The sequence below is a fragment of the Puia dinghuensis genome (genome assembly GCF_014642875.1).
In the GTDB taxonomy this organism is placed as follows: domain Bacteria; phylum Bacteroidota; class Bacteroidia; order Chitinophagales; family Chitinophagaceae; genus Puia; species Puia dinghuensis.
Window position 1 is genome coordinate 873,506 of record NZ_BMJC01000004.1, and the last position, 15,098, is coordinate 888,603.

Annotated in this window: 10 protein-coding genes; 6 read left to right on the forward strand and 4 right to left on the reverse strand. The window is 53.8% G+C overall.

The features are described from left to right. The first annotated feature begins 142 nt into the window (after positions 1-142). From IEY39_RS21650 to lepB, 3 genes are all read left to right on the forward strand, one after another. Entirely contained in the window at positions 143-1,909 is a 1,767-nt protein-coding gene (locus IEY39_RS21650; RefSeq protein WP_188935565.1) for a PQQ-dependent sugar dehydrogenase, read from the forward strand. A 116-nt stretch (positions 1,910-2,025) separates the two neighbouring features. Then, positions 2,026-2,259 (forward strand): hypothetical protein, encoded by a 234-nt coding sequence (locus tag IEY39_RS21655; protein ID WP_188935567.1) that lies wholly within the window; start codon positions 2,026-2,028, stop codon positions 2,257-2,259. A 144-nt stretch (positions 2,260-2,403) separates the two neighbouring features. Beyond that, positions 2,404-4,065 carry a signal peptidase I gene (gene lepB, locus IEY39_RS21660; protein ID WP_229689020.1) on the forward strand — a complete coding sequence of 554 codons (1,662 nt, stop codon included), beginning with the start codon at positions 2,404-2,406 and terminating at the stop codon, positions 4,063-4,065. Positions 4,066-4,086: 21 nt separating this feature from the next. Here the strand turns inward: lepB and IEY39_RS21665 are convergent, their stop codons facing one another. Further along, complete coding sequence (locus IEY39_RS21665) at positions 4,087-5,496, reverse strand: serine hydrolase (RefSeq protein WP_188935569.1); 1,410 nt, start codon at positions 5,494-5,496, stop codon at positions 4,087-4,089. A gap of 23 nt (positions 5,497-5,519) precedes the next feature. Beyond that, complete coding sequence (locus tag IEY39_RS21670; RefSeq protein WP_188935571.1) at positions 5,520-7,931, reverse strand: ABC transporter permease; 2,412 nt, start codon at positions 7,929-7,931, stop codon at positions 5,520-5,522. 157 nt (positions 7,932-8,088) lie between these two features. On the opposite strand from IEY39_RS21670, the gene IEY39_RS21675 reads away from it, so the two are divergent. Together IEY39_RS21675 and IEY39_RS21680 are read left to right on the forward strand one after the other, a co-directional pair. Next, a complete protein-coding gene (locus IEY39_RS21675; protein WP_229689021.1) occupies positions 8,089-8,469 on the forward strand; it encodes a SnoaL-like domain-containing protein in 381 nt (126 codons plus the stop codon). Between the two features lie 8 nt (positions 8,470-8,477). Then, positions 8,478-9,686, forward strand: coding sequence for a glycoside hydrolase family 27 protein (locus tag IEY39_RS21680; RefSeq protein WP_188935573.1), 1,209 nt, complete (start codon positions 8,478-8,480; stop codon positions 9,684-9,686). Positions 9,687-9,708: 22 nt separating this feature from the next. Here the strand turns inward: IEY39_RS21680 and IEY39_RS21685 are convergent, their stop codons facing one another. Together IEY39_RS21685 and fumC are read right to left on the reverse strand one after the other, a co-directional pair. Next, entirely contained in the window at positions 9,709-10,395 is a 687-nt protein-coding gene (locus IEY39_RS21685; RefSeq protein ID WP_188935575.1) for a TapB family protein, read from the reverse strand. Positions 10,396-10,470: 75 nt separating this feature from the next. Continuing rightward, complete coding sequence (fumC, locus tag IEY39_RS21690) at positions 10,471-11,871, reverse strand: class II fumarate hydratase (protein WP_188935577.1); 1,401 nt, start codon at positions 11,869-11,871, stop codon at positions 10,471-10,473. Positions 11,872-12,075: 204 nt separating this feature from the next. Between fumC and IEY39_RS21695 the strand changes: the two genes are divergently transcribed. Continuing rightward, the gene (locus IEY39_RS21695) at positions 12,076-15,036 is read left to right on the forward strand and encodes a M16 family metallopeptidase (protein WP_188935579.1); all 2,961 of its coding nucleotides are present in this window, start codon (positions 12,076-12,078) and stop codon (positions 15,034-15,036) included. Positions 15,037-15,098: the final 62 nt, after the last annotated feature.

The following is a 15,098-nucleotide window of genomic DNA, read 5'->3' on the forward strand; positions in this document are numbered from 1 at the left end:
CAAATACAGTGCCATACAAAGGTAGAATTAATTGGAGAGGCGCACAATCGTATAATTACATGTCAATAAAGGGATTCTACTATTTTTTGTATTGATAATAAATCCTTATTTTGGAGTGCGCGGCAACCTCAAATCCAATCCCATGGAAATCAGCTTTAAGCTGCTGCCTCGTTATTTATTTCTCTACTTGTGCCTGTGCGCATCTCTGAACAGTAAGGCCCAAACAACGCTGACCTATTACAATCAATCCTTCAAGCTCGATACCTTGTATCCTGCTTCGGGTTCGACAGGGATGTCTTCGCCCTGGGAAATTGTTTACGGCCCCGATGACTCTCTGTGGGTCACCTCCTCCCATGATTACAAGGTGTATAAAATACATCCGGGTAACAAGGGGAGCCGCTTGCTTCTGGACATGAATGCTTACAAAGATTTTACGGCTGCCTCGGTGACGGCGTGGCCGCAGGGAGGACTCATGGGTCTGGCGATTCATCCGCAATTTAAGAGCGGCAAACCCTGGGTCTACATCGCGTATGTGTATCACAAGATCAGCTGCGGGACAAGCAGCGGGGGGAATTTTTGCAGCTACAATACCCAGATCGTGCGGTTTAATTACGCCAACGGCAAGCTAACGCCGATGGATACCGTCATTACGGGCCTGGACGGCAGCAACGACCATAATTCCGGCCGGATCCGCATCAGCCCCCTCGTGGAAAGCGACGGCAAGTACCATCTTTATTATACCATCGGGGATATGGGGGCGGGTCAGCTAGCCAATATCAACCGCCCCGAATATGCGCAGGACACGACCATCATCGAGGGTAAGACGCTGCGACTGAATACGGAGCCCGACGGCACCCTGCCAAAGGCACAGCAATGGATTCCCGGGGACAATCCTTTTCCCCAGGGCGCAGCGGCTTCGGCCAAGACTCCTCTTTATTCGTTCGGCCACCGCAATCCGCAGGGGCTCGATTTCGGGTCGGTAGACGGTGGGGCTTCCTATATTCTGTATAGCAGCGAACATGGCGACAAATCCGACGACGAGGTGAATATCATCCTCCCCCATACCAACTATGGGTGGCCGAAGGTTGCGGGGCTTTGCGACGACAATTACACCTCGACCAGCGGCGACAGCCTCTACCTGGCGGGCAAGGCGGTGATCTCCGAGACGGGGTTCTGCGATACCACCCACACAACGCTACAGGAACCGATGTTTTCCTTTTACAATTGGACGCGCCCACAGATAAAGGCGATCAATTCCCTTGGTAATATGAATTGGCCGACGATTGCGCCTTCCTCCATCCGGTTTTACGGGGCGAAAGGTATTCCCGGCTGGGATTATTCGCTGCTCATCACTTCCCTGAAGGACGGGCTTTGGCGCCTCAAGCTGAAATCCGATGGGCTCAGCATCGATAGCACCGTCAGTCCCTATGATACACTGCATTACCTCGTGGGATACCGCCTGCGGGCGATAACGTATTCGCCTACAGGGGACACCCTTTTTATAGGCGTGGACAATTCCTGCTGTACCCTGGGGAAAACCGGGACGATCGGGAATTCAGTGGCGACGCCCGCCCCGGGTTTTATCCTAAGAATGATCTCTCTCACGACCCTGGCGCTCCCGGACAGTGCGAATGGATTGCCGCCGCCGCAGCCTGCCGGCCGCCAGACTGCAGCGCGCACCTGGCCCAACCCGGCTCATGGGGTGTTGAACGTGAGCGCTCCGCCGGGGCAACAAAGGCCCTGGCTAGCACAGCTTTATTCAGTGACGGGGCAACTGATGCGGGCCGAAGAACACGATGTCGATCAATGGGCGATGGATATCCATGGGTTGCAGCCGGGAGTGTATGTGATGCGATTGATTAATGGGGCCGGGGCTATTGCATTGATAAACAAGGTATTGGTAGAGTAGTTGCACAAAAGAAAAAATTTTTTAATTTTGTGTAGGATATACACTAACACGCGTAGAGATTGCTTGCCGTATCCGAATCAAGCATAACCCGTAACCCTTTATAACCAATTATTTCTATGCAATCTCTGAATGAAGTGACGGGCGAGTTCCCGTCTTCGATGACGCCGCTTACCTGTGCCATATGTGGCCAGGCTTTATACCCAACAGACAAAGGAAATTGCGAAGTCACCTATCATTGCAGCTCGCCGGATGCCCGGTTTTGGGATTTCGATCGGGGGACTGTTGCCCAGCATAAGGCTAAGGAACACTGGGACCGATCGATTCGCGAGGTCTTTCTGAACAGGGGCTAAGGGGCTGAAAAACTAACAATCCGTTAAAAATCAATTAAAAACCCGTACCTGGCGATGGGGTAGGGGTTTTTAGCAGCCAGACCGGGCGGAAAAACCAACCTATTGTAATATTTTTGGTGCCTTAGCGACTAAAAAAGTAAAAGAATGTCGGCTCACCAAATTCTCGTTCTCATATACATCCAGCTTTTTCTTCTTCTCTCTCCTTCCATTGGCCTCTATAAATTGTTTGAAAAGGCCGGGGTACCCGGGTGGAAGGCTTTTGTGCCGTTCTATAACACCTGGGTGATGCTGACCATTGCGGGGCGGCCGCGCCATTGGGTGTTTTGGCAGTTTGTGCCGGTGATGGGATGGTTTATTACCATGGGTATTGATGTGGAGTTTGTAAAGGTTTACGGACGTTTTAAGTTTTGGGAGCATGCGCTGGCTGCCCTGGTGCCGCTGTTATATTTCCCGTATCTGGCCTGGGGCGAGGTAGAACCCAAACGGGGTAAAAGCGCAAAGGGAGCGGCACGACCAGCCTCCAAACCAGCGAACCAGGGAAAACCGGCCCCGAAGGCGGAGAACGCAGGAAAACCGGGGACTCCGGCGCCGGACGAGCGCGGAGCGAAATTTATTGGCGCCGCCGAAGCCCGCAAACACAAGAAAAGCAAGACCCGGGAATGGATAGATGCAGGCGTATTTGCAGTGGTGGCCGCAACCCTGATCCGAACGTTTATCTTCGAAGCCTATGTCATTCCTACCGGATCGATGGAGAAGACGCTGCTGATAAACGACTATCTCTTCGTAAGCAAATTCGCCTATGGGCCACGGATCCCGATGACGCCTTTGTCTATTCCCTTTGTTCACAATACCCTCCCGCTGGTAGACCGCAAGTCTTATGTCGAATGGATCAAGCTGCCCTATACCCGCTGGTTTGAAAAGCCGGTGCACCGCCATGATGTGGTGGTCTTCAACTTCCCCGCAGGCGACACGCTGATCAATAAGTCGGGCTACCAGTCGGAGCATCCTTATTATGATGTCATCAGGGAGCAGGGCAACGGGAATTCCGACTCCGGCCGGCAAATCGTGCTGAACGACCCCGATGACTATCCCCTTATACTCCATCCCCCTGACAAGCAGGAGAATTATATCAAACGCTGTATTGCAATACCTGGAGACACCCTGCAGCTAAAGGACCAGGTGGTCTACATCAACGGTCAGGCCCAGCCGCTGCCGCCCGAGTCGGAGACCTATTACATCGTGAAGACGAAAGGCCAGCCGCTGGAGGAAGACGTCATGCGGGATGAATACGATCTTGACATCAGCAATAGCGACGAGCTCTCATCGAGGAACAACCCCAACGAATACCGCATGCTGCTGACGGCGCGGGCAAAGGACAAGATGCTGAAGAACGGTGTTGCGGTGAGTATCACGCCCGACATCGACAGCACGTCGCAGGTGTGGCCCTATTCTAAGCTGGTGAATTGGCATCTGGATAATTACGGTCCGCTGTTTATCCCTCGCCGCGGCGCGACGATTCAGCTGAATCCCACTAGCTATACTATCTATAATCGCGCCATCCACGTATACGAAGGCAACGAATTCGAGACGCGGGACGGGAAGTATTACCTCAATGGCAATGAAGTGCACGACTACACCTTCCACTACAACTACTACTGGATGATGGGCGACAACCGCCACGGCAGCCAGGATTCGCGGTTTTGGGGTTTTGTCCCCGAGACCATGATCGTTGGCGAGGCCTCGCTCATCTGGATGAGCTGGGGGCATGGCGTACGGTGGAGCCGGTTGTTCCGAAAGATCAGGTAGGGCGTCTACATAAGAACAGTTTTATTTTGTTTGGATGCTTGCTTCCAGTTGCTTTATATGCTGTGCGGCATAATCGTTCTTTGGGTTCAGCTGAAAACTGCGACGGAAGTTGTCCAGGGCCTTCTCTTTTTCATCCATGGCTTCATAAGCTTCGGCGATGCTGTCGAAACAATTGGCGCTCTGCGGGTGCAGGTCGAGGTTTAGCCGGAAGATGGCGAGGGCTTGCTCTTTTCTTGCCGTTTGCAGCAGAAGGAAACCATATTCATTGAGATCGTTCTCCGCAAGCTGGACGCCTGGGTCTTTCAGCAACTGCTCGTGGATGGCCGCGGCTTTGTCGAAACCTTGTTTTTCCAGGGCCGTCCTGAAAGCATCCATCGACCACGGCGATTCGTATCCCTCTCCCGACCAGCGGATAGCCCAGCAGGGTTGACGCCCAAAGAAAAGGTCGAACACTTCCTGGGTGATGAAGAGCCCCCGCCAGTTATGGACAAAATACACCAGGCTTTCATGGGTGGAGGGATAATCGATATAAAAGGCCTTGAACCCACCGTTGTCCCCCCAGTGCCAAAAGGCTTTGCCGTCCTGCAACCCCACCCCTAGCCCCCAGGTGATATGTGCAGTGGCTTCGGTATGAGGGTGATTAAACCAGTTGGCGGGGATGGCGCTGTACGGGGGGAGCCCCAGCATCATCCGGTGCGTCGCGGGTTTTAGCCCCCTCCCTGTGGCGACAGCTTGTAAAAATAACGAATAGTCATGCGCGTTGGTAAGCAGACTGGAGGCCGCATTTTGGCCGGAGTGGGATTTTATCGCATCGGGACTGTTGCCAAAGGCGTAGACGGAATCATGCGCAGCTGTCCGGCAATAGCTGCTGCTCGTCATGCCCAGGGGTGTAAAGACTTCTTCCCGGGCGATATCATTGAGCGATTTGCCGGTTATCTTCTCCACCACCTTCTGCAGGAATAAATAGCCTTCACCGGAATAGGAAAAACAGCTGTCCGGCGGGAAGCGCAGCCTTGCACCGGCGGAGTCACCCCAGTTTGGCAGACCGGTAGTATGATGCAGCACCATCCGGGCCGTGATGCGGGAATAGGCGGGGTCCCGGGGATCGAAGCGGTCATAGCTGCCAAGGATGGGAAGCAGCGGAGTGTCGAGGTTGAGAATTCCACGGTCATAGAGTCGCAAAACGGCATAGGCGAAGACGCATTTGCTCAGCGAAGCCGCTTCAAAGATGGTGTTTGACGTGATGGGTTTTGCCGAGCCGTCGCCGATGGTGCCGATGTTGTAAAATTCCGTATGGCTGCCGTGTGTATAGGCGAGCTGGATGCCCGGTAGGTTGGCTGTACCAAGAAGCTGGTTTAGCTGTACGGACTTGTCCTGCGCCGTGACAACTATCGATAAACATAAGAAAGCGGGAATAAGAATGCGATTCATGGGATGTGTTTATGTAGAATGGTTTACTCACTACGCAAAGCCCTCACTGGGTTGGCGGTCGCGGCCCGCATCGCCTGGAAACTGATAGTAAAGATAGCGATCATCAGCGCCGCACCTCCTGCCAGCGGGAAGATCCACCAGCTCACCGGAGTGCGATAGGCAAACTCCCGCAACCATTCATCCATGGCCCACCAAGTGACGGGTATCGCAATGAGGAAGGCAAGCCCCACCAGCAACAGGAATTCTTTTGATACCAGCACCAGCACCGAACCCACGGTAGCGCCAAGAACCCGGCGGATGCCGATCTCCTTGGTTCGTTGTTGTGCCATATAGGCGGCCAGCCCAAAGAGCCCGAGCCCGGCGATAAGAATAGCGATCACCGTAAAGGCGGTGAACAGCCGGCCGGTATGCTGTTCGGCCGTGTACAGATTCGCGAAACGCTCGTCGAGAAAATAATAGCTAAAGGGCCCGGAGGCATGGAAGCCTTCCCATCGTTGTTTGGTGTTGGCGAGGAAACCGCTGACATCGGTGGTATGGATCTTAGCGATGATGCCGCCCTCGTTGTGGCCAAGCAGCAGCATCAGCGGCGCGATCTTTAGTTTTGCCGACTGATAATGAAAATCCCGCAGCACACCGACGACTTTGAATTCCTGGCGGCCACTTCGGACGATGACCTTCCCGATGGGGTCAGTATGGTCCCAACCCAGGTCAGTCGCAGCCGTTTCATTGATAAGGACGCCGGAAGCGCTGTCGGTAGGGAAGTCGCGGGAAAAACTTCTGCCCTTCACTACCTGGAGGCCAAGGGTAGTGACATAGTCGTAATCGACGTTGAAAATGTTGATATGCAGTTCGTGGCCGTTGCCCGGTCCATCGGATTTGGGATAGATCTCGGTGCCGTTCATCGCGCTGCTGCCCGGTACGCACCAGCTTATGCTGGCATTGGCAACGCGCCGGTCTTCTAAAAGCTGCTGACGGAAGGCTTCCTGGTTCCCGGCAAGGAGAAAGGCATCCTGGATATAGACCACCTGGTCCTTGTCATAGCCCAGCCGTATGTCCTGCATAAAATGCAATTGCCGGTAGACGATAAGCGTGGCGATGATGAGGGCGATGGAGACAAAGAACTGGAAGACGACAAGCCCGCTGCGCAGAAGGCTCCGGCGACTGCCCTGCGGCGAGCCTTTTAATACTTTGATAGGATTGAAGGAGGACAGGAAGAAGGCCGGATAGATGCCCGCCGCGGCGCCAACAAGAATGATCAGCAGGAGGGCTGCCGCCAGGGAGGGGAAGTTGAGGAAGCTGCCAAAGGTGAAATGTTTTCCCGACACCTGGTTGAAATAGGGTAGCAACAGGAAAACAAATCCAATGGCCAGGACCATAGAGAAGGCCGTAAGGATCACCGACTCGGTGAGGAATTGCGCGATGAGCTCTCTTTTGGCAGAGCCCATCACCTTCCGGATGCCGACCTCCTTGCCTCTTGCGGCGGCGCCGGCGGTGGAAAGATTGGTGAAGTTAGCACAGGCCAGCAATAAGATGAAAATGGCCAGGGCACTGAAGATGAAGACATAACGGCTGCTGCCGTTGGCTTCCAATTCGTATTTCGTGTCGGAGTGAAGATGGATATCGGTCAGCGGGGTCAGGGTGAAGACAAAGGTGGACGTGGCTTTGCTTGCCTCGGCCAGCGGGATACCCATATCGCGCGCGATTTCCGGAACGGCATATTTGGCGACGAGGCCCGGGAATTGCTTCTGTAGTCTCCGTGCATCGGACCCGGGCCGCAGCTGGAGATAGGTATAATAGCCAAGGTTGGTCCAGGTATATTGGCGGCGGAAGTGGATGGACGACCAGCTGAGGAAGGCATCGAAATGGAAGTGGCCGGCATCGGGGATCTTGTCGATGACACCCGTGATGGTGCAGGGGCCATAGTCCGACAACGCGACGGTCTTGCCAAGGGCCGGCTCCGGGCCAAAGTATTTTTCGGCAACGGCCTTTGTGACCACAAGGCTGTTGGGTTTTACCAATGCGGTGCGGGAGTCGCCTTCCAGAAAGGGAAGGGTGAAGATGCTAAAGAAATTGGAGTCGACAAAGACCAGGTTCGACTCTTTAAACTGACGCGTACCAAATTGAATAAAGGCGTCGCCCAGGTGACAGAGCCGGGTGAACGACTCGATCTCGGGATAAGCGGCAGCCATGCCGGGACCAACGGCGTTGTCCACCATGGGATAGTCCATGTGGGTTGTGCCCGTGACACCGAGGTTGACGCGGTAGATATCTTTTGCCCGGGCGGCATAGCGGTCATAGCTGGCCTCATCCTTTACCCAGGCGACAATGAGCAGACAGGCGGCGAGGCCAGTGGCGAGGCCGAGGATGTTGATGGCCGTAAAGGCTTTGTTGCGCCGCAAGTTGCGCAGGGAAAGCTTAATATAGTTGATAAGCATAGCGATTTGGTTTGATGAAGTCACCGGGCCCGAAGACAAGGACGTTTGGCCACCGAATGATGTTGCATGACGGGGTTGGAACACCTAAAAAATAACATTTGGTTCTATGGTTTGCAACAGGAATAGCGGTAACTTTCTTATCTAAAAACACTTTTTTATGTCAACAACAACTGAGATCATGACTACGACAGAGATCGCCAACCGCCTGTGCGAGCTCTGTGCCCAAGGCAACTTCGAAGGTGCTCAGAAGGAGCTGTACGCAGATGATGCTGTCAGCATCGAAGCACATGCTACGCCGGATTTTCAGCAGGAGACAAAAGGATTGGAAGGTATCATCGAAAAAGGGCGTAAATGGGGTTCGATGGTGGAAGAGTATCACGGCATGAAAGTGTCCCAGCCGCTGGTGGGTGAAAATTCCTTCGCAGTGACGATGTTCATGGATGTGACGATGAAAGGACAAGGACGCATGGGGATGACCGAGCTGTGTGTTTACAATGTCAAGGACGGAAAGGTAGTTTCGGAACAATTCTTCATGTAAATTTGAGCATGAAAAAAATTACGCGTCAATCTGTGATCTTTCTGGCGATGCTCTCCTGCATCGCCTTTTTTTGTGTCTCCACCGTTGAGGCCCAGAAATTCGATGGGCTGGCGATGACCCCGCCGATGGGTTGGAATAGCTGGAACAAATTTGCCTGCGACGGCATCAACGAGACCGTTATCCGGCAAATGGCGGATGCCATGGCTGCCAATGGGATGCAACAAGCAGGCTATCAATACATCGTCATCGACGACTGCTGGCAGGTAGGCCGCGACAGTGCGGGGAATATCATTGCCGATGCGGTGAAGTTTCCACATGGTATCAAGGCGCTGGCGGATTACATCCATTCCAAAGGGCTGAAATTCGGCATCTACACCTGTGCGGGGACAAAGACCTGCGCCGGAAGACCCGCCAGCCTGGGCTATGAATTCCAGGACGCCCGCCAGTATGCGGCCTGGGGTGTCGATTATTTAAAGGAAGACTGGTGCAACGTTCTGCCGGCACAAAGTGCCGAAGCATCGTATACCCTTATGCGTGACGCCTTGCATGCGGCAGGCCATCCCATCGTCTTCAGCCTTTGCGAATGGGGGTCGAACAAACCCTGGCATTGGGCCACCAATGTGGGCCACCTGTGGCGGACAACGGGCGACATCCAGGACAGGTGGAGCTATACCGAAGCGGGCAACGGCAGCAGTTATGGCGGAAGCGTGCTCGCCAATCTCGATCTGCAAAAGGGCCTGGAGCAATATGCCGCACCGGGCCACTGGAACGACCCCGACATGCTCGAAGTCGGCAACGGGGGCCTCACGCCCGAAGAAGACAAGTCGCACTTCACGCTCTGGTGTATGCTTGCCGCGCCGTTGATGACCGGCAACGACCTGCGATCGATGTCCGAAACTACAAAGGCCATCCTCACCAATCGGGATGTCATCGCGATAGATCAGGACCCGTTGGGCCGGCAGGGGTATGAGGTGGCGTTTAACCACGACCTGGAAGTGTTTATAAAACCCCTTTCGGGTGGAGACACTGCCGTTTGTCTCTTCAATCGAAGCGACGAGCCGAAGAAGGTGGATTTTCAATGGTCGCAATATAAGATCGGCAGCGGACTGGCTATCCGGGATGTCTGGAAGGGCCAGCAACAGGGGACAACGGCAACCCCCTATCGCGGCGAGATCCCCAAACACGGGGTCATCCTGCTGAGGCTGAGCCACCGCTGATCGGCTAAAAGTTATCCTCCGGTCACTTTATCGACGTGATAAGCGTGCTGCCGTGTTTGCTCTCGGTCTTGATGATGCCAAATCCGGGCGCGTACCATTCTGTTACATCGACGTTGAAGGGAATAGTGATAAAGCCGGTCTTGATGCCGACGTGGTTGTGAGAGCTAATCTTAAAGCAATCCCATGTCCCCGCCGGGGTCGTAATCGATTCCTGAGCCAGCACCTTCCGTTGAGTGATCTGCATGTTCACGGTCTGCGCTATGGTGCCTTTCTTCATATCCATCGTGAAATTGCCGTCTTTCAGGTCGTCGCCTGGTTTCATCGAATAAGGATAGTCGATGTAGTTACCTTGTGCGGAGGCATCGACGTCGTAGGTCTGTTGTTGGTTGTCCTGGTCGGGCATCATCATCTTCATATCGATAAGGATGGCGCCACCGGTACACTGGACAGAGCTGGTGCTTTTGGCGATAGATTTTCCTTTTTTGTCGAAAATCTCGGAATTCAGCTTGGCCGTCGTAGTCCCGCCATTGGTAGAGACATCCGACACTTCATACACCTTTTTGCCGTTGGGCTCACCCTTTTTGTTGTAGATAGTCTCTTCGACCACCTTGTTTTTCTGGAGAAAGAGAAAATGAGCGCATTCCTGGGCATGGGTGGAGAAGGCCACAAAAAGGCAGATAAGGCCGGTAGCCATTAGACTTTTAAGCATATGAGCAATGGTTTTGCGCGCCAAGGTAGGGAGTATTCCTCGTGCGCGCAATACCATAAACAGGTGATGGGAGACTCAGCTCAGCTTGCCAACCATATTCTCCGGTCTCACCCACTCGTCGAACTGCTCCGGAGTGAGATAACCCAGCTTCACAGCCATTTCTTTGAGGGTAGTGCCTTCCTTGTGCGCCTTCTGCGCGATCTCGGCGGCCTTGTAGTAGCCGATCTTGGTGTTGAGCGCAGTGACGAGCATCAGGGAATTATCGACATGCTTCTTGATGTTGGCTTCGATGGGTTCAATGCCCTTGGCGCAATGGTCATTGAAGCTGTGGCAGCCGTCACCGATGAGGCGGGCGCTGTGGAGGAAGTTATAGATCATCACAGGTTTGAAGACGTTGAGCTCGAAGTGGCCGGTAGCGCCACCGACATTTATGGCAACGTCGTTGCCGAGTACCTGGGCGGCGATCATGGTCAGGGCCTCGCACTGGGTGGGATTGACCTTGCCGGGCATGATGGAAGAGCCGGGTTCGTTGTCGGGAATATGCAATTCTCCGATGCCGCTGCGGGGGCCGGAAGAAAGCATCCGGATGTCGTTGGCGATCTTCATCAGGCTGACAGCGACGGTCTTCAGTGCGCCATGGGCTTCGACGATAGCGTCGTGCGCGGCAAGGGCTTCGAATTTATTTGCGGCGGTGATAAAAGGCAATCCGGTGAGCTCGGCGATCTTCTTTGCCACATTCTCGGAATAGCCGGGAGGGGTGTTGATGCCCGTACCGACGGCCGTGCCGCCAAGCGCCAGTTCGGAGAGATGGGAAAGTGTATTCTTTATCGCCCGAAGACCATGATCCAATTGCGCGACATAGCCGCTGATCTCCTGGCCCACGGTGAGGGGAGTGGCATCCATAAAGTGAGTACGCCCGATCTTCACCACCTTCATATACTGCCTGCTCTTCTCGGCCAGGGTGTTGCGCAGGGCCTCGATGCCGGGGATGGTGGTCTCCATCAGTATCTTGTAAGCGGCGATATGCATGGCCGTGGGGAAGGTGTCGTTGGAGGACTGGGATTTGTTGACGTCGTCGTTGGGATGGAGTGTCTTGTCCTTGTCGGTGAGCTTCCCACCGGAAAGGACATGGCCGCGATAGGCGATGACTTCATTGACGTTCATGTTGCTTTGGGTACCGCTGCCGGTCTGCCAGACGACAAGAGGGAAATAAGCATCGAGGCTTCCGCTGAGAATTTCGTCACAGACCTTGCCGATGAGCTCGGCTTTCTCCTTTGGCAGGACACCGGCTTCCAGGTTGGTGAGGGCGGCGGCCTTTTTCAGATAAGCAAAGGCCCGGATGATTTCCTTCGGCATTTTGTTGATATCCTGGGCGATGGGGAAGTTCTCTACACTGCGTTGGGTCTGAGCTCCGTAGTAGGCGTCGATGGGAACGCGAACCTCGCCCATCGTGTCTTTTTCTATGCGGTATTCCATAAAGCTGATTTTTTCCGGCCCAAAGTTAGGGGATTGAAACCGGGGATTGAAGGGTTCATCGGAGAGAAAGCCAAATTAGTCGGGCTGAGGGACCGGTAAGTCCGTCCGACGGCGGAAATGTACGAGCGGTTTGGGCAAAATCGATAAAATTCACTTGTTTTGCCTTGCCCCCTGACTTAGGGGCTTGCCAAAAGCATTAACACTATGACATTTACCAGATTCTTCTTCTTACTGCTCCTCGTCGGAGCCATCACCGCGCCGGCGAAGATCGACGCGCAGAACGCCAACTCCAATGACAAATATGTCTGGAAACAGGCGACATCGGGTGGCTATACGTACAAGTATGTGACGAACGATCCGTTGCAGACCCGGTTGTATACGTTGTCCAACGGACTTACCGTTCTGCTGAGCGCTAACCACAAGGAGCCCCGCGTAGCGGTTCGCATCGCGGTGAGGGCGGGCAGCAATACCGACCCGCGCGATCATACCGGGTTGGCGCACTATCTCGAACACCTGCTCTTTAAGGGTACGGACCAGTTTGGCTCGTTGGACTGGGCAAAGGAAAAGCCCAATCTCGACAAGATAGATGCGTTGTACGAACAGTACAATTCGACAAAGGACCCTGCAGCGCGTAAGCTGATCTATCACCGCATCGACAGCGTCTCCGGTCTTGCCTCGCACTATTCCATCGCCAATGAATATGACAAGCTGATGGCGGACATCGGCTCACAAGGGAGCAATGCTCATACCTGGGTGGAAGAGACGGTATATGAAGAAGATGTCCCATCCAATGCCATGGACAAATTCCTCGCCGTACAGGCAGAACGCTTCCGTAATCCCATCTTCAGGCTTTTCCATACCGAACTCGAAGCCGTTTATGAAGAGAAGAATCGTACCCTGGACAACGACGGATCAAAGATGCAGGAAGCAACCCAACGCTATCTGTTCCCCACACATAACTATGGCCAGCAGACGACCATCGGGACGATAGAACACCTTAAGAACCCCTCGTTGAAGGCTATCCGCGCTTATTATCATGCATACTATGTTCCCAACAACATGGCCGTGATCATGTCGGGGGATTTTGATTTTGACGATCTCATAAAGAAAATAGACAAGTCTTTTGCCTATATGCAGTCGAAGCCGGTGCAGTTGTACAACCCGGCGCCGGAGCGTGACCTGGCGGCCCCCGTGACGAAAGACATTTTTGGACCCAGTGCGGAGAACATGCGCATTGCCTATCGTACTCCGGCGGTCGACACCCATGACGCTGTAGTCCTCGATCTTATTTCCAGCATCTTCTCCAATGGCAAGGCGGGGTTGCTCGACCTCAACCTCAATAAGCAACAGAAAGTGCAGTCTTCGAATGCCGGTTTGCAGCAATACAAGGACTATGGGATGCTCATCCTCAACGGGACGCCAAAGCAGGGCCAGACTCTTGAACAGGTACGCGACCTCCTGATGGAGCAGATAGAGAAGCTGAAGAAAGGGGAATTTGATGAGAGCCTGATAAAGGCTATCGTTGCCAACGGGAAATTGTCGTTGCTCGAAGGGTTTCAGAAGAACGAAGCGCGCGTCGGGGCACTGATGGAAAGCTTTATCCAGACGCGGGCAACGAAGTGGGATGAAGACGTAGCCGAACTGGATGAGGAAGCACAGGTGACCAAACAAGAGGTCATCAGGGTGGCAAATAAGTATATGGGCAACAATTATGTGCTGTTGTACAAACGGAAGGGTGAAGACAAGAGCATCGTAAAGGTGGATAAGCCGCCCATTACCCCGGTGGAGACCAACAAGGATAAGCAGTCGGTTTTTCTGAAGAAGATAGAAGCAATGCAGGTGTCGCCGGTGAGCCCGCAATGGCTGGACTTTACGTCCGGCATCGGTCGGGGCAAGGCTGGCATCGCAGACGTCCTCTATGTCCAGAACAAAGACAACGAACTCTTTCATCTCTACTACCGGCTCGAGATGGGCAATTACAACAATCGCCTGCTGCCCCTGGCTGCACAATATCTCCAATACCTGGGCACGGCCCAGCATCCGACGGCGGAGATAAGCAAGGCCTTTTATGACATCGCCTGTAACTTCAGCGTCAACGCTACAAACGAGGTGACGACGATCAGTGTAACGGGGCTGCAGGAGAATTTCAGCAAGGCGGTGACGCTGTTCGAGGATGTGCTGCACAACTGTTTGCCGGATTCGGTGGCGCTGGCGTCACTGAAGGATAGGCTGATGAAGGCGCGGGCGAATAATAAGCTCAATAAGAATGCGATCATGCAGGGATTGATCAACTATGCCCGCTATGGCGCCAAAAATCCTTTCAACACCGTGCTCAGCGCCGACGAGATTGCCGCCATCAAGGCCGAAGACCTCACCGGTATCCTGCATGGGTTGCTGAACTATCCGCATACTATCATCTATTATGGTCCACTGGCGCAGGATGCCTTTATCTCCTCGATAACTTCCTTGCACTCCTTACCCACTGCATGGGCGCCTTACCCCGAGAAAGTGAAATACCCCTTTGCAGTGCAGTCGGCCAACCAGGTGTTGTTTGCCAACTATGACATGGTGCAGAGCGAGATCTGCTGGATACATAATTCTATCCCCTACGATGTCAATAAGGAGCCTATTGTGGATGTATTCGATAACTATTTTGGCGGCGGCATGGGTTCGGTAGTCTTCCAGACGCTGCGCGAGTCGAAGGCGCTGGCGTATGCGACGTATGCCACCTATGGCACACCGGCAAAGAAGGAAGACCCTTTCTATATTCTTGCTTATATCGGCTGCCAGGCGGATAAAATGAATGATGCCGTCGGCGGGATGAATGCGCTGCTGAACGACCTGCCCACCTCCGACCAGGGTTTTGAGCTCGCGCGGACGAGTGAGAAGAAGGATATCGAGACGCAGCGGTTTACGGAGGATGGCATCGTCTTTGCATATCTGGAAGCAAAGCAGAAGGGACTGGATTACGACGAGCGGAAAAATGAATATGAGACGCTGGATAAGCTGACCATGAATGATGTGAAGCAATTCCATCAGCAGCAGGTGGCGGGCAAGGCGTATACGTATTGTGTGGTGGCAAGCGAGAAGAAGATAAAGGTGGACGATCTGCAAAAGGTGGGAGCGGTGCAGGTGTTAAGCCTGGATCAGATTTTTGGCTATTAAACCGCGAATCGGTTAAAATATTTTCGGGGCTCATCCGTCTATCAGGAAGGGGGCCTCCCGCC

What these genes read in the sequence shown, in the direction of transcription:
- IEY39_RS21650 (WP_188935565.1), top strand. Translation starts at nt 143, where the DNA reads ATGGAAATCAGCTTTAAGCTGCTGCCTCGTTATTTATTTCTCTACTTG.
- IEY39_RS21655 (WP_188935567.1), top strand. Translation starts at nt 2,026, where the DNA reads ATGCAATCTCTGAATGAAGTGACGGGCGAGTTCCCGTCTTCGATGACG.
- lepB (WP_229689020.1), top strand. Translation starts at nt 2,404, where the DNA reads ATGTCGGCTCACCAAATTCTCGTTCTCATATACATCCAGCTTTTTCTT.
- IEY39_RS21665 (WP_188935569.1), bottom strand. Translation starts at nt 5,496, where the DNA reads ATGAATCGCATTCTTATTCCCGCTTTCTTATGTTTATCGATAGTTGTC.
- IEY39_RS21670 (WP_188935571.1), bottom strand. Translation starts at nt 7,931, where the DNA reads ATGCTTATCAACTATATTAAGCTTTCCCTGCGCAACTTGCGGCGCAAC.
- IEY39_RS21675 (WP_229689021.1), top strand. Translation starts at nt 8,089, where the DNA reads ATGTCAACAACAACTGAGATCATGACTACGACAGAGATCGCCAACCGC.
- IEY39_RS21680 (WP_188935573.1), top strand. Translation starts at nt 8,478, where the DNA reads ATGAAAAAAATTACGCGTCAATCTGTGATCTTTCTGGCGATGCTCTCC.
- IEY39_RS21685 (WP_188935575.1), bottom strand. Translation starts at nt 10,395, where the DNA reads ATGCTTAAAAGTCTAATGGCTACCGGCCTTATCTGCCTTTTTGTGGCC.
- fumC (WP_188935577.1), bottom strand. Translation starts at nt 11,871, where the DNA reads ATGGAATACCGCATAGAAAAAGACACGATGGGCGAGGTTCGCGTTCCC.
- IEY39_RS21695 (WP_188935579.1), top strand. Translation starts at nt 12,076, where the DNA reads ATGACATTTACCAGATTCTTCTTCTTACTGCTCCTCGTCGGAGCCATC.